The organism is Psychrobacter sp. KFRI-CH2-11, from assembly GCF_038239325.1.
GTDB lineage: Bacteria > Pseudomonadota > Gammaproteobacteria > Pseudomonadales > Moraxellaceae > Psychrobacter > Psychrobacter celer.
On sequence record NZ_CP151283.1, the window covers coordinates 844,363 to 865,859 of the forward strand.

The following is a 21,497-nucleotide window of genomic DNA, read 5'->3' on the forward strand; positions in this document are numbered from 1 at the left end:
CCTATTACTGTTCTATACTGATACATATATGAATACAGCTTCATAATCAATAAAACAATGCGCTGCATTAAAAATCTTATATAAACTGTCGCAGTGAACAATACTATAGTCTTAAAGATGGTTCCATAAAATAATACCAAATCCAAAAATACGATTAGCCTTGTGTGACTTATTAAACCTGTTAGTGGCCATATCACACAAGTTTTCTTTGTTATTCTCATTTTTGGAAATGGTATAAAAAAAGTTAGAAATCTATCTTAATGACAACTAAAACTTATAGTTGACACCTATATAGAATGAGCGCCCCATGCCAGGCACAGATGTGCCCCAGTTAGAGCTGCCATCTATCTCCTTATTCATAGACATGGTTCTACCTTGACCCATGTATGCGCCCCCTAGAGGTAATGCATAGTTTTTATCAAATACGTTATCGATACCAGCCTCAATTGCGACCTCTTTAAACTGATAGCCCGTACTGAGGTTTAAGAGACCATAACCCGCGGTTTTAATTTCGTTGCGAGGGGTGGATACATCCTTTTTAGCCGCGACACCCACCACTTCGATTTGGTTTGTCCAACCGTTATTTTCCCGATTCAGGGCGACACTGCCATTAAATGGCATGATGTTATATAAGTCTGAGCCGCTGTCTTTATTTTCCCCTTTGGTATAGCTTAAAGAGCCTACTATATCCCAGTACCCCCAAGCATTTGCTGCCAACTCCCGATTGGCTGAGATATCTATGCCATATATCTCAGCATCTTGGTTGGTATAGCGCAGTACATTATATTGATTAGTTGTTTGAGTACCCGCCGCTGTATTGGTCATACGATTCCACTGTACGGCATCAACATAGTCATCAATATATGAATAATAAGGTGTGGCTTTAATACCCCAGCTGTCATCATCAGCGCGCCAGTCTAAGGTAGCTGATAGGGTATTTGATTTTTCAGGACTCAGATTGGGATCACCAAAATAGCCATTGCCATCTCCAACAGTATTATTCATGACAGCCGCCATGGGCCATGTCGACCACGTATAGCGTTCATAGAGGCTGGGTGTGCGTTCTTTATGCGACAGCCCCAGCTCTAAGGTTTTTTGTGCATCAATGTTGTAGCGGGCGATCGCGGTGACGTCGATGTTGTGGTCAGTGGTACTACGGTCGCTGGCATTAAAGTTAGCGCTATCTCGCAACTGATTGGTCATATTGTTTTGACCACCGACTTGATAGCCATGTACTTCATCAGCACTGGTACGTACGTTTTCGTAGCGGGTACCAAGCTGAGTTGTCCATTCAGGAGAGATGTCTTTTTCCCATTCGCCATAGATGCTGATACGCTGACGTTGACCATTGTTGATATTTTGAAATTTGTTTGGCGACATCATACCGTTGCCAGATGCTGCCCACGTGTCATCAAGCGTATAGTCTTGATATTCAGCCCCTATATTAAGTGTGCCTTGCTCAGCTAAGTCGACAATCGCTTTTAAATTGGTTCCAATCGTCTTGCTGTTGGTACTCATAGGCATACCTTTAGCGGCACCGTACAAGAACTGTTTGTCTTCTCCAAAATTCATATAGTGATCGACATCTTCATGATAGGCCTGTGCTTCTAACTGTCCCCAGTTTAACTCTCCTTGATAGCGTAGATTAATACGGTCAAGCTGATTGTCGAGCATGTCCATCCGCTGATTTGGATATAGCTCTTTTGGTACGTTTTGCCACAGATAAGTACCTTGTAGCAGATGATTACCATTCTTATAAGCAATGTCTAATGATTGATTTTTGCTCTCATAAGCGGTTGAACCAACTTCATCTTTTGCTAATGTTTTATTAGGATTCCCTGTTTGGGTATAAGATTTAAAATTACCACCAGCTTTATAGTTATCTGCCTGTGCGAAGCTGCCTTTATAGGTGAGGCTAAGTTGATCGTTTGCCGCTGTGGTCGACAAGTTGGCACCATAAGCATCACCATTGCTACGATAAAATGTGCCAATCTCACCTAAAGTTAGTATGTCGCTATCCGTTGAAAAGACAGGCTCTGCTGTTTCGACAACGATAGTGCCACCAATACTATTACCACCGACACTCACAGGCGTCACACCTGCATAGACGGTGGTTTCATCTACAGAGCTTGGTGCGATATAAGAAAGGGGTGAGTTCATACTATTTGGACAAGAGGCGATTGAGTCAACACCATCTACTAAAACACGTAGACGATTGTCCGCCAAGCCTCTCATCACAGGTAGGTTTGAGATACCACCAGCACTTTGTACATTAAGACCGGGTATTTTTGTCAGTATAGTGGCCGTATCACTGCTTGCCACTTGTTTGCTGTTAATAAATTTTTGATTAATGCTGGCTGCTTTTCCAAGGGCATCGGTACTAGATGGCTTCGCATAAACGACGATTTCTGGCAATCGGATATGTGGCTCATCATCCGTAGTATGCGTATACGCCTTTACGGTTGTAGAATCGGCATAAGCGCTACTGATATGCAATAAAGACAAGGCTAAAACACTTAGTTTTAAAATAGGTACAACGTTCATTGATGAAGATGACATCTTATGTTCCTAGAAATTTGCAAAAATATTTTATGAAATCGATTATTCAGTTTTTACCAAGATAGAATGTCAGACAAGCCACTTATGGGCTTAGAGTAAGCATTTACTGAATGTTTCTCGATATAAAGAGATAGAATTTTGAGCATGGTTTTTTTAAGCAAGCGTATACAAGCACCTCAATCAACATGCCAAGTATGTGCGTTGATGGGGAGTATCGTTATTAATGCTCTAAAAATATTGGCCTATAAATGTGAATGATTATATGGATGTGACTAGTGGAGGAGCGCGTGCGAGGGGTCTTAGAAAACTAACCGAATAATAACTATGTGAGCGATATAAAAATGTGACTGAGACAGGAGACAGCTCAATCAAAGCCGAGTCAGTATGTGTAAAAGCGACTGGTAATAGTGCCGCAGACATGACAGTGCAAAGGTCGCAGCCACGGTATTTGACGGCATTAGGGTTAGATTCAGAGCGTTCAACCTTATCTTTGTTATATAAGGCTGCCTGCGAAGATGCGGCGTCAACCGTTATGACAGGCTTAACGGTCGCAGTCGATGCTTGGTGTGGTAAATGATGAGCAGCACTATCAATGGGTATGTGATGATTGGTGTACGCAATATCAGTCTGTATTTGCTCATACTGTTTGATGACCGATACTACTGGTGCAAGCTCAGCACAGACGCCATGACCTAAGTGAGGGTTATCGTCCCATAAAGGTGTTAGAAAAAGCGTGATGTGCATGATCCAAGCGAAACATGCGACCAACATGCCAAACCACATCATTACTGGTGATGAATATCGTAAAACAAGCTTTCGATGCTTAGTAGACATGATAGGGTCATCGTGTTTTCAGCATTATGAATGCTGTATAAGTAACATATATGGATAAGTGGACCTGTTCGACTAAACCCTAAAGTTGATGCAATTTAGAAAGAAGGCTTAACAAAATAGACAGGATTTTTAACAATGCCATTCTAAGACAGTCAGTAGAGCTTTTACAAGTTTTGTTTTAGAGAGATGCGTTTTATATGTATTTTTCAGAATAACTTATTTACCAGCTTATCATTAGGGCGTGTTGAACATTGGCGACAAATTAATGGCAAAAAAAAGCGAACGGTTAATCTTTAATTTCTCACACAAAAAAGATATCGTTCGCTATGCCTCACACTATGCTCAAAGATGAACACTGGACAGTGTGAAATGCAACCACGACTAGAGGATGTCCAATGACTGTTTCAATCCACGCACCCGTGATGGGTGTGAAGAGGGCATCCGTCATCTACCGTTTGATATTATCGTTTCAATCCACGCACCCGTGATGGGTGCGAAAAGAGCATATCAGAGAGCACCTATAGCGCCACCGTTTCAATCCACGCACCCGTGATGGGTGCGAAAACAGGGCATGAATTGACACCAGAGCAGGGCTGGTTTCAATCCACGCACCCGTGATGGGTGCGAACGTAATGATGTGCTTTTGGCAGGGCAAGCATCAGTTTCAATCCACGCACCCGTGATGGGTGCGAACCTACGTTACGTGGTTTTTGGTGGTTATACACTGTTTCAATCCACGCACCCGTGATGGGTGCGAAAAGCTAGGAACAGCAGTTCCTAGTTGATTAACTGTTTCAATCCACGCACCCGTGATGGGTGCGAACCCAACAACCGCTAGGGCGTTAGTTTTTAGGTCGTTTCAATCCACGCACCCGTGATGGGTGCGAATACGTTTATAGGTGTCACGCCACTCAATCTCTTTTTCAGAGAACCAAAGCGCCGCAAACTCTTTAAACGCTGGCATATCAGTTTCAATACAAGCCCTACGATCACGCAGCGCCACCATCTCCTGTGCTTTATCACTTTTAGGAAAATACTTGGCATAATCAAAAATGCCTAACGTAAGTTCCGCTTCCATCTTTTCAATAATTTTTTCAAGTTTTTTACGATTGGCAGGAGTGTCGACTAGATTGGTTATCTCTCGGCATCGGATACCCATGAATCTAAAATCGACAAATAATTTATTACTGCCTTTTCTTACTCTAATGCTGGCCATTATAATTCTCCTTGTTGTAATGGTTCTTATTGTAGGGCCATGGCATTGACAGTACCTTTAATGCTGGTACGCATATCTTTTTCGACTTCTTCCCACACATACAGTATTTTGCGACCTCCAAACGGACGAATATAATGAATGCCTTCGATAAGTACGGTGTCCTTTAAGTCGTTACGAATGGTACGCGGGTTATATTTGATACGCTCAGAAAGCTCTTGGGTTGTTAGGTAGGTGTGTGACATAATATATTCCTTATGAGTTTATTGAACTACTTATATTGCTTATCGACAAACAAATCTAACATATAGAACAACTTTGTTGTTCGATAGAGGTACTTTACAAGTAACTGTAGTTCGATGCAAGTACTTTTTTGCTTATTAAGGACTTTCTTATGATTTTATGTAATTTGCCAGTACTATTAGCTGAACGCAGAATGAAGGTAGCAGATTTAATACGGATGACAGGTATTAGTAAATCTACAATGCACAAAATTTATAATGAGCAAACATCAAGAATAGACTTTGAAACTATGGATAAAATTTGTGAAGCACTAGATATAGGAGTGGGTGATTTGTTCACTTACGTACCAAATAATTTGGTAGAAAATGGAGAGTGAAGAGGATTAGAGTGAAGGTCGAAAATGTTTTTTTATATATAAGTAAAATTTAGAGAAGGCGCAATTTGGGCACAATTTGGGCACACAGATATTTTTGAGCACTTTTGAAGTGGCTGGAAGTATGAAGATTTTGGTTAATGCTAACCTAATATTTCCGCTACAGCCCTTATATAACAGGCATAAAAAAGCCCCAATCATAAAGATTGGGGCTTTTCGAATCTGGTAGGCGTAACTAGATTCGAACTAGCGACCTCTACCATGTCAAGGTAGCGCTCTAACCAACTGAGCTATACGCCTATTTAGGTTGAGCATTTTAGCAAGTTTTTAAGACTTTGCAAGCCTTTTTTATAAAAAAATTGAATTATTATGAAAATACTTATAATTCCTTCCAGATTGAGGCTTTTTATGGCTTTATAGAGATATCACCGGCATTGATGTTACTATGATTTTCATAAAGGCTCAGTGGTTTTCATAAAAGAGCAATGGTTTTGATCAGAGGTCGTTGTTCAGACTGTTTTGTTTGATGTCAGGACTCAATGATGACGGTGACAAGGCTATGATGATATTAACGTAGAATGGGATAGGTTATGGGATTATTAGTCGAAGGTAAGTGGCAAGATCAGTGGTATGACACAAAATCCAGTGGGGGCCGCTTTCAGCGTGAGGACGCAGGCTTTAGAAACTGGGTGACCGCAGACGGTAGCGCAGGCCCATCAGGGGTAGGCGGTTTTAAAGCCGAGCCAAACCGTTATCATCTGTATGTATCACTGGCTTGCCCTTGGGCGCATCGCACCACCATTTATCGTAAGCTCAAGGGCTTGGAGGATATGGTGTCGTTGTCGGTTGTGCATCCATTTATGGGTGATAAGGGCTGGACGTTTGCCGCGGGCGAGGGCGTGATTGCTGATCCGCTACACGATGCCGATTATGCTTATGAGATATATGTTGCGGCGAAGCCTGATTATACAGGGCGCGTCACGGTGCCTATCTTGTGGGATAAAAAAACCAACACCATCGTCAGTAATGAGTCATCAGAGATCATCCGTATGTTTAATACCGCCTTTGATGAGGTCGGCGCGCGTGCTGGTAACTTTTTGCCAGCAGAGAAGATAGCCGAAATCGATGAGATCAACGATAGGGTCTATACAGCGGTAAACAATGGCGTCTATAAGGCAGGGTTTGCTACCACGCAAGCTGCTTATGAAGAGGCAGTGACGGCGCTATTTGCGGCGTTAGACATGCTCGAGGCGCGCTTGTCCCAGCAGCGTTACTTGGTCGGCCAGACGATCACAGAAGCAGATTGGCGCTTATTTACCACGCTTGTTCGTTTTGATAGTGTGTATTTTGGTCATTTTAAATGCAACATACGCCGTATTGTTGATTACCCCAATCTATGGGGCTATCTGCGAGAGTTGTATCAAGTGCCAGGCGTCGCAGAGACGGTCAATATGACGCATATCAAACAGCACTATTATGGCAGTCATGCCAATATCAACCCAACACGTATCGTCCCTGTCGGGCCTGCGATTGATTTTCATTCACCACATCAGCGTGATAAGGCATAAGTCTGTCTTAAAGTGACTATTTATCAAATTGTCTGTGTGTTTAAAAGGTTCGCAGGCAGAAGTTAACGGATACTGATAAAAAATATCACAACAAAAAACGCCCCAGCTGACCGATGTTAGCTGGGGCGTTTTTGAATGATAAGTTATTGATTAAACTTATCTTTAAGCGTTGTTTAGATGACGCGCTGCCTCTAAGGCAAAATAGGTCAAGATGCCGTCGGCACCCGCGCGGCGAAAGCCAATTAAAGACTCTAAGATCACCGCATCAGTCAGCCAGCCATTTTGAATCGCGGCCATGTGCATGGCATATTCGCCAGATACTTGATAAGCAAAAGTCGGCACGCCAAAGGTGTTTTTGACTTCGCGAATCAAATCCAGATAAGGCTGACCGGGCTTGATCATCACCATATCGGCACCTTCGTTGATGTCCATGGCCACCTCGTGTAGAGCCTCGGCGCGGTTACCAAAGTCCATTTGGTATTGTTTTTTGTGCCCACCTTTTAGGTTGCCTGCACTGCCGACAGCATCACGGAATGGTCCATAATAAGCCGAGGCGTATTTGGCAGAATAAGCCATGATAGCGGTATTGACAAGACCTTCGCTCTCAAAGGCATCACGCATGGCTTTGATACGGCCATCCATCATGTCACTTGGTGAGATGATATCAGCGCCAGCCTGTGCATGGACGAGGGCTTGCTTGACCAATACCTCGATGGTGGCATCGTTGATGACATAGCCACTATCGTCGAGCAGACCATCTTGGCCATGTGAGGTATACGGGTCTAGTGCTACGTCAGTCATCACTACCATTTCTGGTACGGCGTCTTTTATGGCTTTTACTGCGCGCGCTGTCAGGCCATTTTTATCGTAGGCTGCTTTGCCGTCTGGGGTTTTTAGGGCATTGTCAATGACGGGAAAGATATCGATGGTTGTGACGCCCTCATTTAATAGTGCTTTGGCATAATCGATCAGCAGATCGATAGATAGACGCTCGACCCCTGGCATGCTAGAGATGGCCTCACGCTGATTTTTACCTTCTAAGACAAAAACGGGGGCGATAAAGTGTTTGGGGTGTAGTTCCACTTCACGAATCATCGCGCGTACATTGTCGTTATAACGTAAGCGGCGCAAGCGAGTGGCAGGATATTGGCGGTTAAAGGTATAGCTCATAATCATTCCTTATATTTGTTTTGTTTGATGGGTTTACATGCTCTAAGCGTTGCCGTCTGATACGGCTATGTGAGGCTGGCTAGTATGGTCTGACTACTGTACCCAATAGCCACGGTCAAAAGCAAAAAACCCTACCAAGTCGGTAGGGCTGATGGTACGTATCGACTGTTAGGGTGAGGGGTATTGTGTTGCCTTGCCCTCGTTAAGACTGCTTATGGTTCAACGATCTGGGTCACAGGGACGGTCTCTGTACTGGTGTCAAAGGTGGTTTTTTCGGTGATCACCCCGACTGCAGCATCTGTTGTACCATCGTCATTGACATCGACCACCGCAGTTGGCTCAAAGCTTGCGGTCTCTTTGGCCTGCGCTTGCTTGATTGCACCTGCTTCTTGCGGCGAGGCTACCCGTGCTGAGCTGGCAGCCTCGATAGCGTTTACTGCTTTTGCTTTGTTGGTGCTAGCAGGTAAGTTGACCAATTGTACCAAGTTTTTGTGTGGTACGGGAATGGCTGTTGGTACATCAAGGTTGGCACCGCCACCGAGCGCTTGGTATAGCTCGATTTGGCTGACGATTTTTTGTAGCTCCAAATCCAAGATACCTTGCTGAGTTGAGAACAGCGAGCGCTGGGCATCGAGTACGTCTAGATAGTTTGCGATACCAGCCTTAAAGCGTGCATCTGCTATCTGATAGGTTTGCTCAAAGTTGTCTTGTAGACGATACTGTGCTTCGAGCTGTTGTCCTAGCGTCGCACGTGTGGCCAATACATCTGACACTTCACGGAAGGCGGTTTGGATAGATTTTTCGTAATTTGCCAAGGTCTGCTCGCGCTCGATTTTGGCCACATCATAGTTGGCATCTAGGCGACCTGCATCAAAGATAGGCACGCTAATACTTGGGCCAAACGACCAGCCCACCGAGCCGCTCTTAAACAAGTCATCCAAACTACCACTACTCACGCCCACACTACTGGCTAGGCTGATAGAGGGGAAGTAAGAGGCGCGTGCCACTTCGATATTGGCACCAGCCGCTTTGAGGCTGTACTCTGCTTGTAGGACGTCAGGGCGATAACGCAACAGCTCACTTGGCAAGCCGGCATTAAAGATCTGCTGACTTGTGATATTGCTGACGGCAGGCGCTGGAATCAGCTCATTTGGAATCGGGGCGCCAATCAGATACTGCAAGGCATTACGCGAGGTCAAAATACTACTCTGGGCGCGTAGTACCGCCAGTCTGGCATTTTCTAAAGACGCGCTGGCTTGCAATGAGGGCAGTTTGGGATCGACCCCAGCCTCAAAGCGTTTGTCGGCAATAAACAGCGAGCGCTCACGGCTCTCAGCAGTGGCTTCTGCCAGTTTTAGCTGCGCCAAGCTATAGCTTAGGTTGGCATAGCTTTGGGCGATGTTACTAATCAAGCTGATTTGCGTGGCGTCTTTGGCGGCGCTCGTCGCTAAGAAATTTTGCAAGGCTTGATCTTTTAAGCTGGCAATTTTGCCCCAAAAATCCAGCTCATAGTTGGCCAAGCCTAGGTTGACGTTATAGCTGCTGTTGGGGTTCTTATCGACGCTATTTTGCGCCTGACGCTTGTAGCCGCCACTGGCGTTGATCGCAGGCAAATCATTGATGTCAGTGATTTGATATTGCGCGCGCGCTTTCTCAATTGCAAGGCGCGCACTTTCAAAGTCTTTATTATTTTCCAATCCTAACGCAATCAGACCTTTTAGGCGCTCATCGCTATAAAAGTCCTGCCAGCGCTGTCCTGCGATACTTGGCTGCTCGCCACTACTGACGGTTTCTTTGTCAAATGCGCCGTAGGTTTGCTCAATCGGCACATTGGGCTCAGCCAATACAGGACGCATATCCGCCTTTGGAATGGTGTTACAGGCTGCCATGCTGAGCGCCAAGGCGGTCAAGCCGATAAGACGACCGCCGTTTTTGCGCAGTGCTGCCCGCGTTGGGTGGGCAGGGGTAGCCGTGTTGGCTACCGCAGCTGAGCTTAGGGTTAAGGTTTTTTGAGCACTCATTGTGTATTGTCTCCAAAGCTTGCAGGCTGATAACTTTCAGAAGGCGTTGGGGTTTGTGGGCCAGTTGGACCACTGCCACCATCTTTATCATTCGGTTGATTGTTCTCATATTTGTGCGGGAACAAACTACGCACCCAGATGTAGAACATAGGGATAAAGAAGATACCTAAGAATGTCGCGGTGACAACCCCGCCAACCACACTGGTACCAATGGCGTTTTGACTGCCCGAACCTGGTCCTGTGGCGAGGAATAATGGCACAACACCGAGTCCAAAGGCAAGTGAGGTCATGATAATTGGGCGCAGACGTTGACGTGCTGCGGTCATTACCGCCTCTTTTAGACTATAACCTTCTTCTTGGTGCTCTTTGGCAAACTCGATAATCAAAATCGCGTTTTTGGCAGACAGACCAACGACAGTGAGTAGACCCACCTGTAAGTAAATATCGTTGTTAAAGCCGCGTAGCCAAGTAAATATCACCGCTCCCAATACCCCAAGTGGAATCACCAGTAGGACAGAGAAGGGGATAGACCAGCTTTCATATAGAGCAGCTAGGCATAAGAATACCACTAAGATAGACAGCGCATATAGCATGGGCGCTTGAGCACCTGATTTTTGCTCCTCAAGCGACATACCCGTCCACTCGTAGCCGACGCCATCAGGCAGTTTTTCCATCATGGCTTCCATCGCGCTCATTGCCTCACCAGTACTAAGACCAGGCGCGGCGCTACCTTGGATGTTCATAGAAGGCAAGCTGTTATAACGGGTCAGACGCGGAGAGCCTGATTGCCATTCGCTGCTAGAGAACGCGTCAAATGAAATCATATCGCCCGTATCATTTCGTACATACCACTTACCGATGTCATCTGGGTTGGTACGGCTGCTAGGCTCGCCTTGGACAAAGACGCGTTTGATACGACCACGATCGACGAAGTCGTTGATATAGCTTGAGCCCCAAGCTGTAGAAATAACACTATTGATGCTGCCAAGCGATAGGCCATAAGCGGCAGCCTGCTCTTGGTTGATATTGACTTTGAGCTGCGGCGCATCTTCTTGGCCGTTAGGGCGCACGCCTGCGACTTGATCGTTTTGCGCGGCCATACCAAGCAGCATATTGCGCGCCTCGAGCAGGCCTTCGTGTCCGAGGTTGCCGGCATCCTGAATCATCAAGTCAAAACCACTGGCGTTACCCAGCTCAGTAATCGCTGGTGGAACGATGGCAAAGACTTGTGCTTCGTTTAGCTGGGTAAAGAAATATCCCATGGCACGATCAGCGACAGCCTGTGCGGTGTTTTCTTCACCAGGACGATCCGCCCAGTCAGATAAGCGCACAAAGGCCAGACCCATGTTTTGCCCTTGTCCAGCAAAACTAAAGCCTGCAATGGTAAAGACAGAGGCGATATTGTCGCCTTCTTGGGTGTCGTAATAGTTACTGACTTTATCGAGTACGTCTTGTGTTTCATCTAGCGTGGCGCCAGCAGGAAGCTGGACTAAGGTAAACATAATACCTTGGTCTTCTTCTGGCAAAAACGAACCTGGAATACGCAAGAACACCACTGCCATGATACCGATGATGGCGGCATAGCCGATCAGGTACAACCACTTAAAACGAATACTCTTACCAACGAAGTTTTCATACGAGCGGCTAAGTTTAAAGAACCCGCGGTTGAACCAGCCAAAAAAGCCTTTTTGTTCTTCGTTGCTGCCTTTTTCGTGACTCTTACTACGTTTTAGTAGGGTCACACACAGCGCTGGCGTAAAGATCAGCGCGACCAAGGCAGAGAGTACCATACTGGTGATCAAGGTGATGGAGAACTGACGGTAAATGACCCCAGTTGATCCGCCAAAGAAAGCCATCGGTACGAATACCGCTGACAATATCAAGGCAATACCGATAACGATTTTACTGATTTCACCCATAGACTGTAGGGTGGCATCCTTGATAGAGATATGCGGATCTTCTTCTAAAATACGCTCGACGTTTTCTACCACGACGATGGCATCATCGACCAACAGACCGATGGACAGTACCATCGCAAACATGGTCAAGACGTTGACACTAAACCCTGCGACATACAGTACAGCAAAAGTACCGAGTAGAACGACAGGGACAGCAAGGGTCGGAATGATAGTGGCGCGCCAGTTCTGTAAGAAAATAAACATGACGATAAATACCAGCACGATCGCTTCGATCAGTGTATGAACCACTTGCTCGATAGACAAACGTACGAATGGCGTGGTGTCATAAGGCACAACAGAGATAAGGCCTGCTGGGAAGTTGGCTTCTAGCTCAGCCATACGTGCGCCGACCGCCTCACGGGTCTCTAGCGCGTTTGCGCCTGCAGCCAATGAGATACCTAGACCTGCCGCTTCTTGACCGTTATACAAGGAGATGACGCTATAGTTTTCACTACCGATTTCGACATCAGCGACATCGCCGAGGCGTACTTGCGCGCCCGATGTGTCTGTTTTTAGCAAGATATCTTTAAACTCTTCAGGAGTTTGTAGATAGCTCTGTACGGTGACGGTGGCGTTGATGACTTGTCGATCGGTGTCAGCAGGTGCTTGCCCTAACTGACCGGCTGAGACTTGCGCGTTTTGTGAGCGTACCGCATTGACCACATCAGAGGGCACCATGTTGTAGCTACGCAAGCGCGCAGGGTCCAGCCATATACGCATAGCATACGCCGAACCGAACACCTGTACTTCACCCACCCCTTCGACACGGCTTAGCTGATCGACGACGTTTGAGTTGATATAGTCGGCGATATCCGCACGATCCATACTACCGTCTTCGGAGATAAAACCCTGTACCATCAAAAAGCTGCTAGAGGATTTGTTGACGTTGACGCCTTGACGCTGCACCGACTCAGGTAGCGAGCTCATGGCCGCTTGTAGTTTGTTTTGTACTTGTACCTGTGCCGTATCAGGGTCTGTGCCGTTTTCAAAGGTGAGCGTCACAGAGGCGCTACCGTTTGAGGAGCTCGACGATGACATATACATCAGGCCATCAAGGCCCTTCATACGTTGTTCAATGATCTGGACAACGGAGTCTTCGACGGTCTGGGCGTTGGCACCAGGATAGCTGGCACTCACCGAAATCGTCGGCGGTGCAATACGTGGATACTGTTCGATCGGTAGATTGATGACCGATATCACCCCGATGAGCATGACCAAAATAGCCAGCACCCATGCAAAAATAGGGCGATTAATAAAAAAACGTGACATAGTATTTCCCTAAGTCTTCCTATCTTTGAATGGAATTATTTAGCAGCGGCTTCTGTAGATTTTTCTTTGGTAGCGTTGTTTTCAGAGGTGTCATTACCAGCTGGCTTCTTATCCATTGTTTTTGCCGCTTGCTGCGGTGTTTTGGCCTCAGAGCCTTTTGCAGATGGTGCTGGATTGGCGCTCTCTAGTGGTTTTACCACCACTTCTTGCTCAGGTTTGACCTTCGAGCCACCAATCACGACCGCTTTATCACCCGCTTGCAGGCCATCTGTGACGATCCATTGTCCATCATAAGTACCATTGATGGTGACTGGACGCACTTGGATTTTGTTGTTTTTGTCAGCGATGTACACTTGCGTGTCGCCTTTAGGCGTACGCATGACCGCACTTTGTGGTACTAAGGCGGCGTTGGTGATGACGCTCTGCGTGAGGCGAGCGGTGACGTACATGCCTGGCAACAAGATATTGTTGCTATTTGGGAAAATCGCGCGCAAGGTGACCGCGCCTGTGGATTCATCGACTTTGGCCTCAGACAGCGCAAGCTTACCGCGTACCGGATAGACCGAGCCGTCTTCTAATACCAGCTCCACAGAGTTCATACCTGGCTGTGCTTTGCCTTCAGATATTTGTTGGCGTAGCTTTAGTAGCTCAGATGATGACTGACTGATATCGACATAGATAGGGTCTAAGCGAGAGATGGTCACCAACGGATCAGGCTGACCTGCGCTCACTAGTGTACCCGCCGTTACGCTTGAGCGGTCCGTGCGACCCGTCAATGGCGCACGTACGATGGTACGGTTGAGGTCTAGCGTGCTGGCTTGTAGCCCAGCCTTAGCCGTTTGAATGCCTGCTTTGGCACTTTCGATGCCCGCTTGGGTCTGTCCGACAGCGGCAGCCGCGCTTTGTACAGCAGCTTGTGCGGTGCGTACCGCGGTTTGTGCTTGTTCGTATTGCTGCTTGGAGATGGCATCGATATCGACCAACCCTTGCAGACGTTGTAAGTCGTTTTGCGCCTGTGCCAATGAGGCTTGACGGCTGGCTAGCTCAGCTTTGGCATTGGCGTTGTTGGCCTGTGCTGTCTGATAGTTGGCTTGTGCTTGCTGCACCGCGGCTTGCCCACTGGCGACAGAAGACGCATAGTTGTCGGTATTAATACGATAAAGGGGCTGGCCTTTTTTGACGTTGCTTCCTTCACGGAACAGCACTTCGTCGATGACACCATTGACCTGTGGGCGGACGTCAGCGGTTTGATACGCGGCGGTACGTCCAGAGAATGTCTGTACTTGAGGGACGGTATCAAATGTAACGGTTTGGACGTTGACGACCGCAGGCGGCATCTGCTGCTGAGCGGCTTCAGCGCCAGCGGCGTCCTCGTTTTTGTCACAGCCAACCAGTACAGCTCCAGATAGTACAGATGCTATTACAAGCGCAAGAGTAGAATGCTTCATCAATGTCCTCGGCAATATGTATAAAGAATAATGGCAGTATAAAAAGTTTATCAATAAACCTAAGCGTATTGAATATAAAAGTTAATATTGATTCAAAGCACCTATACCATCTTCAAAACCTCGCTACTAGGACATCTGATAGCGCTATATAAATGAGGTACCGCGGTAAGACGCTTTGTGTTTTAGTCGCCGCTTAGGGGTAGAAGACCTATGAGTAAGCGGCAACATGGATGTATAAAATGAATAAATAATTATAAACTATAGGGGTAACCCCACAGTCAAGTGACTAATATCGCGGATTGTCATAAAAATCAGCAATGTTGGCAGCGCTATAAGTGCTAACTATCCGTGATATCAGCGTTATGTCAAATAACTGAGCAGCAATAACCGGCTATTAATCAGCAAAAATAAATGTTAACTTTTGTTAAAAATGCAAAGCCCTATAATCATTAAGGTGTTTTTTGCTTCCTAAGTCGCCTCTGTCTACAAAAAATCGGCGTTGGCAAGCCATAATTGTGACCGCGGAAATAAACGCTTAATCACCCGGTCATTGGGTAAAGAGTGCGACGATATTACTGCTAATGACACTACAGCCTATAGCAAGCGCGCGCTGGCAAGCTCAGTCAATTGATACAGACCATGACGGTAGCGGTTGTCAGGCAAGCTCTCAAGCGCCTGTTGCGCCAGCTTGGTTTCTTCTAAGGCGCGCAGCTTACAGTAGTCTAACGCACCTGATTGGCGGACCAGTTCGATGAGCTGCGCGGCATTGGGGGTTTTGCCCGTTTGTACAGCGATTCTTAATTGCTCATAACCCTCATGGTCGCTTTGCTTGAGGAGCTCAAGAGCTTTGATGGTCGGTAGTGTCGGCTTGCCTTCAGCCAAGTCATCACCAAGGTTTTTACCCATCAGCTCACTGTCGCCGCTGTAGTCGAGCACATCGTCGATGATTTGGAAGGCATTGCCGAAGTGTTGGCCAAAATTGCCAAGCACTGGCATATATTCTGTCTTGCCTTGCAAAATCGCCGCGCCTTGGGTCGCCATCATAAACAGCCGTGAGGTTTTGCCATCGATGATGTTGAGATAATCGGTCTCAGTGGCCTCAGGATTATGCTGATGCTGCAACTGCAAGACTTCGCCTTCAGCGATATCACAGGTGCCATCAGAGAATACTTGCAATAGCGGCAAGCTTTGAAAGCCAACCAATAAATTAAAGGCGCGGGCGATCAGATAATCACCGACCAGTACGGCGGTGGCGTTGTCCCACGTAGCATTGGCCGTGGGCTTGCCACGGCGCTGACCTGACTCATCAATGACATCATCGTGTACCAGCGTCGCAGTATGCAGCATCTCTGTGATGGCCGCCAAATGCATGGCTGATTGTGATGGGTGGTCATCAAACATACGAGCACATAGCAAGGTGATAAGTGGGCGCATACGTTTGCCCCCTGCATTGATCACATGCTGTGAGACGCTCATGACGAGTTGTACTTTGGAGTTCAGGCTGCCAAATACTTGTTTGTCCATGATCTCAAAATCATCGGCCACGATACTTTGGATATCGGCATAGCTGGGCGTGGGCTGAGCGTTAGGCGTATTCGTGTCTAAAAGGGTACTGGTCATAATAAATCGTCATATCAGTCAAAATAAAAAAGTTTGGTAGCCTCGGTCTTATATAGCAAAGGCGTCGTTTTGGTTATAATAGCATAGCTGTGTTTTTGAATGGTTGGTTAAAGTGTAGTGCGCTGATGCGGATAGGTGCTGGGCTGGGAAGGTAGACGCTAAAAGCCAACCGAGAATAGACATTAAAAACAACCAAAGAGTAAATAAAGCACTGTAAGTCACTGATTGTATAAGCTATAATGGCCACCGTTAGGGATTAGCCATGCGTCGTATTTGCTAGCGTGTCTGCTAGACTAAGTAACTGGGCATTCACAATCATTGATTGTAGGTTATAAACAGTCACAGGCCATAAAAAGTGTGTAGCAATAGCGAACACCTTTATAAAGCTTGATCGTCACTGACAAGCAGAGAGATACGGACGATGGTATCTAGGTAACCACCTTACAAAAACAAGAGGCGCGGCTTGCTTTTATGAGCAAAAAGCCGTAAAATCTTGCCTTTAATTTTTCCCTGTCGTGTTCGTTATCGAAGCGTTGATATAACATCAGCCACGGCACACGGGTTAAACGGAGTCATACAATGTACGCAGTAATCAAAACTGGTGGTAAGCAGCACCGCGTTGTCGTCGATGAGCTTTTAAAAGTTGAGCTACTAAAAGCAGAAAAAGGCGAGACAATCAAACTAGAAGACGTGTTGATGGTTGTTGACGGCGATAACGTCAAAATCGGTCAGCCTGTTGTTGAAGGCGCTAGCGTAGAAGTTGAAGTGGTTGAGCATGGTCGCGGCGAAAAAATCCGTATCATCAAGCACAACCGTCGTAAGCACTATCACAAAGAGCAAGGTCACCGCCAATGGTACACCTTGTTAAAAATCAAAGCCATTAATGCCTAATTCCCTATTTAGCGATTATCGCTAAACTAGCGCACTAAATGCTTAAGAGTTATCGCATTGGCGGTAAGTCACATTAACAAGGAGATTTTCTCATGGCACATAAAAAAGCTGCCGGTTCGACTCGTAACGGTCGTGATTCAAACCCAAAAATGCTCGGCGTAAAAATCTTTGGTGGCCAAGCTATCACAGCTGGTAACATCATCGTACGTCAACGTGGTACAGAGTTCCACGCAGGCGAAGGCGTTGGCATGGGTCGTGACCATACTTTATTTGCCCTAAATGACGGCGTTGTAAAGTTTGCGACCAAAGGTAAGTTCAACCGTCGTTATGTATCGGTTGAAAGCGCATAATTCATGGCCTATAACGGCTTAGCAATGATGCGACGTCATTTTATTTATCTTTCATTTGTATAAAATGACAACAAAAAAGCTTCTACTGTCTGAGGTCAGTAGGAGCTTTTTTTATGCCAGTCATTTCTCACGAACGTTATTGAGCGTTTTGTACTAAGTGCTTTGAGCTAAGTGTTTTGTTGGGCGCTTTGTATCAGCGATTGTATGCCCGCTTACGAGTTTAAAAGACGGCTACTGGTCTATTAGACGACCGGTTTGGAAGGAATCTAAAACAATTGCCCAATCGCGCGCCATAGGGCAGTGCGTTTGGTTTATGATGTACAATCGCCGCGCGTCAATCAGTTACAAGCGTGTATGGCAGCCGTAGTAAAGATTGCAAACGATGACTAGGCGTGTAATAAAAAAACTGGCACACTGTCTGCATTGTTTACTCACGTCGATTTTTTGGCGCGGGATGAGCACTTATTGAAAAAAACAATTTTAATGAAGACATTTTATTTTTATGCGATTTGCATGTTGAGAGAGGAATGAGTATGACTGTATCTAGCAAACCAACCACTTTAACACAAAAACTGATGAGCAGTGCGTTGACAGGTGTATTGATGACATCGCTTGGCGTGGCTGCTCCTATGATGGCGATCAGCCAATCAGCAACCGCCGCCCCTGCGGACAATTTAACAGCCGCTAAGCGCTTAAATAAGCTTTTGGCAAACACCAAAAGTATGACCGCAAACTTTAGCCAAACCACCAAAGGCGCCAATAGCGGCACCTTTACAGGCACGATGAGTGTACAGCGTCCCAATAATTTTCGCTGGGAAACCAAATCCCCGTCGCAGCAGCTTATCGTGGCCAACGGCAACTCGATGTGGGTCTATGACAAAGACTTAGAGCAAGCGACCAAACAAAATGTCGATAGCCAAGTAGGCAACACGCCAGCGTTATTGCTGTCAGGTGATCCCAGTAAAATTGATAAAAACTTCAAAATCACCCAGCCTTATGACAATAAAAACTACTACGTGCTTTATCCAAAAGCCGATAGCGCGAGCTTTAAGAGCCTGTCGATGAGCTTTAGCGGCGGCAAGCCTGTGATGATGGTGCTCAATGACAGTTTGGGTCAGACTACGTCTATCAAGTTTAGCAATATCAAGCTAAACCCCAGTATTGGTAGTAGCCAGTTTAAATTCACTCCGCCAAAGGGTGTGGACGTCATCAATCAGTAAGTTTAGCCATCAAAACAAACGACTATGGATAAAAAAAGGACAAGCCTTGCGTGGTTTGTCCTTTTTTATGGCAGCAAGACTCTAAGACATCGCTCGGATAGCTTCCATGTCTGGCATAGGCGGCAGTTCATCCAAATGCGTCAGCCCAAAGGCGTCCAAAAACTGCGGCGTGGTATGCAGCAGTGCAGGGCGTCCTAAGGTGTCTTTATAGCCATCCTCGACGATCCAGCCTTTATCAAACAGTTGGCGCAAGATGTTACTCGATAGCGTCACGCCGCGGACATGCTCGATATCGCTACGGGTCACAGGCTGCTTATAGGCGATGACGCTTAGAGTCTCAAGCAAGGCTTGGCTTAGGCGCTCTTGACGCTGCGGAAACACGCGCTGAATGAGCGCGCTATAGTCGTCAGAGATTTGTAGTCGATAACCACTGGCGGTCTTGTACAGCCTAAGCACGCCGCTGGCTAAGCGTAATTGTAACCGCTCTAGCGCTTGGGTCAGCTCTTCGACCGTTAACGACAGCTGTTTTTTTAAGACCGTGTCAGTAAGAGGTGTCTCTGATGCGTGCAACAGCACTTCGATATGCTTACTCATCGTCTCTAAATAATCGTCCGTCTGTGTTGGCGATTGGTGCTGGTTGTCTGTCATTGCATATATTCTCTACTAAAAAATATTAAGCCAGCCACTGTAGCGTTAGTTGTCCTATGTGGTCGTCTTCTGCAGATCCTGTATCAGCATCAGCATCAGCATCAGTACCAGCATCGTTAGGGCGACTTTCTAAATCGGTATTTATCACGCCAACCAGCTGCCGTTTTATCAGCTCCAGTACGGCAACGAAGCTGACCACCACACCGATCTTACCTTGGGTTTTGTCCAGCAGCTCATAAAATGAGCGCGCGCCATCCGTGCTTAGCTGACGGCTGATGCTGGCGATGCGATCAGACAGCGGTACGGCATCGACCTTGATGGTGTGCATCTGATAATCAGGCTGCAATTGCATCTTAAACAAACTATCGATCAACAGAGTTGGTGAATAGCTAGGTAATTCGGCGCTCATCACCTCGGTGCTGGGCATGCTGACCATCGCCAAAAACACATCACGCTCAAGACGCACCAGATTGTCCAAGCGCTGACTGACCGCCTTGATCTGTGCGTATTCTTCAAGGCGCTCGATCAGCTCTGCCTTTGGGTCACGCTCATCACTTGGCACCTCAGGCGTGGGCAGCAGCAGTTCAGACTTGATCGCAATCAATGTGGATGCCATCAGTAAGTAGTCGCCCGCCAGCTCAAAATGCTCGGTATCTAGCTCACTGATATAAGCCAAATACTGCTCTGTGATAGGCAAGATGGGCATTTGCGTGAGATCGACGTTGTTTTTTTTGACCAGATACAATAAAAAATCAAGTGGTCCTGCAAATTGCTCAAGCCAAATGGCAAAGGCTCCAGGCGGCACGTACAGATCATCGGGCAGATGTTGTACGGGCGTTTGATAGATACGTAGCGGTATTTGGCTGATAGCGGTGCTGTCTTTTTTGCCAGGTGTGCTAGCAGACAAAGCCGCTTTATCTAAAGCGGCTGATTGTTTGGTCGTTGAGGTTTGCATGTTTAGCACCTGTCCTGATGGCGACGTACTTTGCCACGTAAGGAGCTATTTAAGTTTGGCAAGTGGGCGTATCCCAATAGCACGGCGCGCCTTATCTAGCTGTTTGCGGCTATGGCGACGAGCTTTGTTTGCCCCCATTTGTAGAATCTCTTCAAGCTCTTTGGGGTTGGCCATCAGCTCCTCATAACGCGCGCGAAATGGCGCAATCTCACTATTTATTTTATCAAACAATACTTGCTTGGCATCACCCCAGCCGATACCAGCGGCATACTGTGCGCGCATATCAGCGATTTCTTCAGCAGTGGCAAACGCTTTGTAAATCTCAAAGAGTGCTGAGTCATCAGGGTCTTTTGGCTCATCAGGCAATTGCGAGTTGGTGACGATTTTCATGATGGCTTTGTGCATTTGCTTTTCAGCGCTGACTTGTGGATTGGGCTCACCAAATAGAGGAATGGTGTTGCTATAGCTTTTGCTCATCTTACGACCATCAAGCCCTGTCAGCAGAGGTATGTCTTCATCAACGACCGCTGAGGGGAGGGTAAAGAGCGGTTTATAGCGATGGTTAAAGGTGCCAGCGATGTCACGCGCCATTTCGATGTGCTGTACTTGGTCACGGCCTACGGGGACGTGGGTGGCGTTGAACATCAAAATATCCGCCGCCATGAGCACAGGATAGCCAAACAGCCCCATGTTGATGCCTTGATCTGGATCGACATCGGCTTTTTCTGTATTGATATCGACCGCCGCCTTATAGGCATGGGCACGGTTCATGAGACCTTTGGCGCATGAGCAGTTCAAAATCCAAGCCAGCTCTGGTATCTCAGGCACATCCGACTGACGATAAAACGTCACACGCTCAGGGTCAAGACCACAAGCAATCCACGTCGCAGCAATGATTTTGGTTGACTCATGGATGACGGCAGGATCGTAGCAGCCGATGATGCCGTGATAGTCGGCCAAAAAGAAAAACGCCTCATCGTCACTATTTTGGATCGACTCAATCGCTGGACGAATGGCACCGACATAGTTACCTAGATGCGGGATACCTGTCGGCTTGATGCCAGTGAGGATGCGTTTGTGTTCGTTATTAGGGGCGTCAGTTTGATTAGTCATGAAAAATCCGTGGTTGGTTTGCTTTTTGATTTATTAGAGTGATA

General features: G+C 46.7%; 16 protein-coding genes, 1 tRNA gene, 1 pseudogene and 1 CRISPR repeat array. Of the genes and pseudogenes, 6 read left to right on the top strand and 12 right to left on the bottom strand.

Features of this window, described 5'->3' with window-relative positions:
* Positions 1 to 267: 267 nt before the first annotated feature.
* Entirely contained in the window at positions 268 to 2,559 is a 2,292-nt protein-coding gene (locus AADH33_RS03545) for a TonB-dependent receptor (RefSeq protein ID WP_348549585.1), read from the bottom strand.
* Between the two features lie 573 nt (positions 2,560 to 3,132).
* On the opposite strand from AADH33_RS03545, the gene AADH33_RS03550 reads away from it, so the two are divergent.
* On the top strand, positions 3,133 to 3,255 hold the full coding sequence (locus AADH33_RS03550; RefSeq protein WP_348549586.1) for a hypothetical protein: 123 nt from the start codon (positions 3,133 to 3,135) through the stop codon (positions 3,253 to 3,255).
* A 539-nt stretch (positions 3,256 to 3,794) separates the two neighbouring features.
* Positions 3,795 to 4,281: direct repeats of the CRISPR family, unit length 32 nt; unit sequence GTTTCAATCCACGCACCCGTGATGGGTGCGAA.
* 145 nt (positions 4,282 to 4,426) lie between these two features.
* Here the strand turns inward: AADH33_RS03550 and AADH33_RS03555 are convergent.
* Together AADH33_RS03555 and AADH33_RS03560 are read right to left on the bottom strand one after the other, a co-directional pair.
* Positions 4,427 to 4,609, bottom strand: a pseudogene (locus tag AADH33_RS03555) (DUF3596 domain-containing protein); the annotation flags it as partial.
* A gap of 26 nt (positions 4,610 to 4,635) precedes the next feature.
* Positions 4,636 to 4,851 carry a DeoR family transcriptional regulator gene (locus AADH33_RS03560; protein ID WP_075102692.1) on the bottom strand — a complete coding sequence of 72 codons (216 nt, stop codon included), beginning with the start codon at positions 4,849 to 4,851 and terminating at the stop codon, positions 4,636 to 4,638.
* Between the two features lie 149 nt (positions 4,852 to 5,000).
* On the opposite strand from AADH33_RS03560, the gene AADH33_RS03565 reads away from it, so the two are divergent.
* Positions 5,001 to 5,225 (top strand): helix-turn-helix domain-containing protein, encoded by a 225-nt coding sequence (locus tag AADH33_RS03565; RefSeq protein ID WP_348549587.1) that lies wholly within the window; start codon positions 5,001 to 5,003, stop codon positions 5,223 to 5,225.
* A gap of 220 nt (positions 5,226 to 5,445) precedes the next feature.
* Here the strand turns inward: AADH33_RS03565 and AADH33_RS03570 are convergent.
* Positions 5,446 to 5,522, bottom strand: a tRNA-Val gene (locus tag AADH33_RS03570).
* Positions 5,523 to 5,812: 290 nt separating this feature from the next.
* On the opposite strand from AADH33_RS03570, the gene AADH33_RS03575 reads away from it, so the two are divergent.
* A complete protein-coding gene (locus AADH33_RS03575) occupies positions 5,813 to 6,790 on the top strand; it encodes a glutathione S-transferase family protein (RefSeq protein ID WP_348549588.1) in 978 nt (325 codons plus the stop codon).
* Positions 6,791 to 6,952: 162 nt separating this feature from the next.
* On the opposite strand, the gene hemB is transcribed toward AADH33_RS03575, so the two are convergent.
* From hemB to AADH33_RS03600, 5 genes are all read right to left on the bottom strand, one after another.
* Positions 6,953 to 7,960, bottom strand: a complete 1,008-nt coding sequence (gene hemB, locus AADH33_RS03580; protein WP_348549589.1) for a porphobilinogen synthase — start codon at positions 7,958 to 7,960, stop codon at positions 6,953 to 6,955.
* Between the two features lie 212 nt (positions 7,961 to 8,172).
* Positions 8,173 to 9,981: an efflux transporter outer membrane subunit gene (locus AADH33_RS03585; protein WP_348549590.1), complete on the bottom strand. Its 1,809-nt coding sequence runs from the start codon at positions 9,979 to 9,981 to the stop codon at positions 8,173 to 8,175.
* A complete protein-coding gene (locus tag AADH33_RS03590; RefSeq protein ID WP_348549591.1) occupies positions 9,978 to 13,208 on the bottom strand; it encodes an efflux RND transporter permease subunit in 3,231 nt (1,076 codons plus the stop codon). The genes AADH33_RS03585 and AADH33_RS03590 overlap by 4 nt, the downstream gene beginning before the upstream one ends.
* A 35-nt stretch (positions 13,209 to 13,243) precedes the next feature.
* Positions 13,244 to 14,656 (bottom strand): efflux RND transporter periplasmic adaptor subunit, encoded by a 1,413-nt coding sequence (locus tag AADH33_RS03595; RefSeq protein WP_348549592.1) that lies wholly within the window; start codon positions 14,654 to 14,656, stop codon positions 13,244 to 13,246.
* Between the two features lie 594 nt (positions 14,657 to 15,250).
* Positions 15,251 to 16,276 carry a polyprenyl synthetase family protein gene (locus tag AADH33_RS03600; RefSeq protein ID WP_348549593.1) on the bottom strand — a complete coding sequence of 342 codons (1,026 nt, stop codon included), beginning with the start codon at positions 16,274 to 16,276 and terminating at the stop codon, positions 15,251 to 15,253.
* A gap of 579 nt (positions 16,277 to 16,855) precedes the next feature.
* Here AADH33_RS03600 and rplU point away from each other — a divergent pair.
* The 3 genes from rplU (at position 16,856) to lolA (ending at position 18,737) form a co-directional block, all read left to right on the top strand.
* Positions 16,856 to 17,167, top strand: coding sequence for a 50S ribosomal protein L21 (rplU, locus tag AADH33_RS03605; RefSeq protein WP_075100626.1), 312 nt, complete (start codon positions 16,856 to 16,858; stop codon positions 17,165 to 17,167).
* Between the two features lie 92 nt (positions 17,168 to 17,259).
* A complete protein-coding gene (rpmA, locus tag AADH33_RS03610) occupies positions 17,260 to 17,517 on the top strand; it encodes a 50S ribosomal protein L27 (RefSeq protein ID WP_075100627.1) in 258 nt (85 codons plus the stop codon).
* A 533-nt stretch (positions 17,518 to 18,050) separates the two neighbouring features.
* Positions 18,051 to 18,737, top strand: a complete 687-nt coding sequence (gene lolA / locus AADH33_RS03615; RefSeq protein ID WP_348549594.1) for an outer membrane lipoprotein chaperone LolA — start codon at positions 18,051 to 18,053, stop codon at positions 18,735 to 18,737.
* 81 nt (positions 18,738 to 18,818) lie between these two features.
* On the opposite strand, the gene scpB is transcribed toward lolA, so the two are convergent.
* From scpB to AADH33_RS03630, 3 genes are read right to left on the bottom strand one after another with little or no spacing between them, the layout of a single operon-like run.
* A complete protein-coding gene (gene scpB, locus AADH33_RS03620) occupies positions 18,819 to 19,385 on the bottom strand; it encodes an SMC-Scp complex subunit ScpB (RefSeq protein ID WP_207969657.1) in 567 nt (188 codons plus the stop codon).
* A gap of 25 nt (positions 19,386 to 19,410) precedes the next feature.
* Positions 19,411 to 20,340, bottom strand: coding sequence for a segregation and condensation protein A (locus tag AADH33_RS03625; protein ID WP_348549595.1), 930 nt, complete (start codon positions 20,338 to 20,340; stop codon positions 19,411 to 19,413).
* A gap of 45 nt (positions 20,341 to 20,385) precedes the next feature.
* Complete coding sequence (locus AADH33_RS03630; protein WP_348549596.1) at positions 20,386 to 21,453, bottom strand: tryptophan--tRNA ligase; 1,068 nt, start codon at positions 21,451 to 21,453, stop codon at positions 20,386 to 20,388.
* Between the last annotated feature and the right edge of the window lie 44 nt (positions 21,454 to 21,497).

What these genes read in the sequence shown, in the direction of transcription:
- AADH33_RS03590 (WP_348549591.1), bottom strand. Translation starts at nt 13,208, where the DNA reads ATGTCACGTTTTTTTATTAATCGCCCTATTTTTGCATGGGTGCTGGCT.
- rplU (WP_075100626.1), top strand. Translation starts at nt 16,856, where the DNA reads ATGTACGCAGTAATCAAAACTGGTGGTAAGCAGCACCGCGTTGTCGTC.
- AADH33_RS03625 (WP_348549595.1), bottom strand. Translation starts at nt 20,340, where the DNA reads ATGCAAACCTCAACGACCAAACAATCAGCCGCTTTAGATAAAGCGGCT.
- AADH33_RS03595 (WP_348549592.1), bottom strand. Translation starts at nt 14,656, where the DNA reads ATGAAGCATTCTACTCTTGCGCTTGTAATAGCATCTGTACTATCTGGA.
- lolA (WP_348549594.1), top strand. Translation starts at nt 18,051, where the DNA reads ATGACTGTATCTAGCAAACCAACCACTTTAACACAAAAACTGATGAGC.
- AADH33_RS03560 (WP_075102692.1), bottom strand. Translation starts at nt 4,851, where the DNA reads ATGTCACACACCTACCTAACAACCCAAGAGCTTTCTGAGCGTATCAAA.
- AADH33_RS03575 (WP_348549588.1), top strand. Translation starts at nt 5,813, where the DNA reads ATGGGATTATTAGTCGAAGGTAAGTGGCAAGATCAGTGGTATGACACA.
- scpB (WP_207969657.1), bottom strand. Translation starts at nt 19,385, where the DNA reads ATGACAGACAACCAGCACCAATCGCCAACACAGACGGACGATTATTTA.
- AADH33_RS03565 (WP_348549587.1), top strand. Translation starts at nt 5,001, where the DNA reads ATGATTTTATGTAATTTGCCAGTACTATTAGCTGAACGCAGAATGAAG.
- AADH33_RS03585 (WP_348549590.1), bottom strand. Translation starts at nt 9,981, where the DNA reads ATGAGTGCTCAAAAAACCTTAACCCTAAGCTCAGCTGCGGTAGCCAAC.
- AADH33_RS03545 (WP_348549585.1), bottom strand. Translation starts at nt 2,559, where the DNA reads ATGTCATCTTCATCAATGAACGTTGTACCTATTTTAAAACTAAGTGTT.
- hemB (WP_348549589.1), bottom strand. Translation starts at nt 7,960, where the DNA reads ATGAGCTATACCTTTAACCGCCAATATCCTGCCACTCGCTTGCGCCGC.
- AADH33_RS03600 (WP_348549593.1), bottom strand. Translation starts at nt 16,276, where the DNA reads ATGACCAGTACCCTTTTAGACACGAATACGCCTAACGCTCAGCCCACG.
- AADH33_RS03550 (WP_348549586.1), top strand. Translation starts at nt 3,133, where the DNA reads ATGATGAGCAGCACTATCAATGGGTATGTGATGATTGGTGTACGCAAT.
- AADH33_RS03630 (WP_348549596.1), bottom strand. Translation starts at nt 21,453, where the DNA reads ATGACTAATCAAACTGACGCCCCTAATAACGAACACAAACGCATCCTC.
- rpmA (WP_075100627.1), top strand. Translation starts at nt 17,260, where the DNA reads ATGGCACATAAAAAAGCTGCCGGTTCGACTCGTAACGGTCGTGATTCA.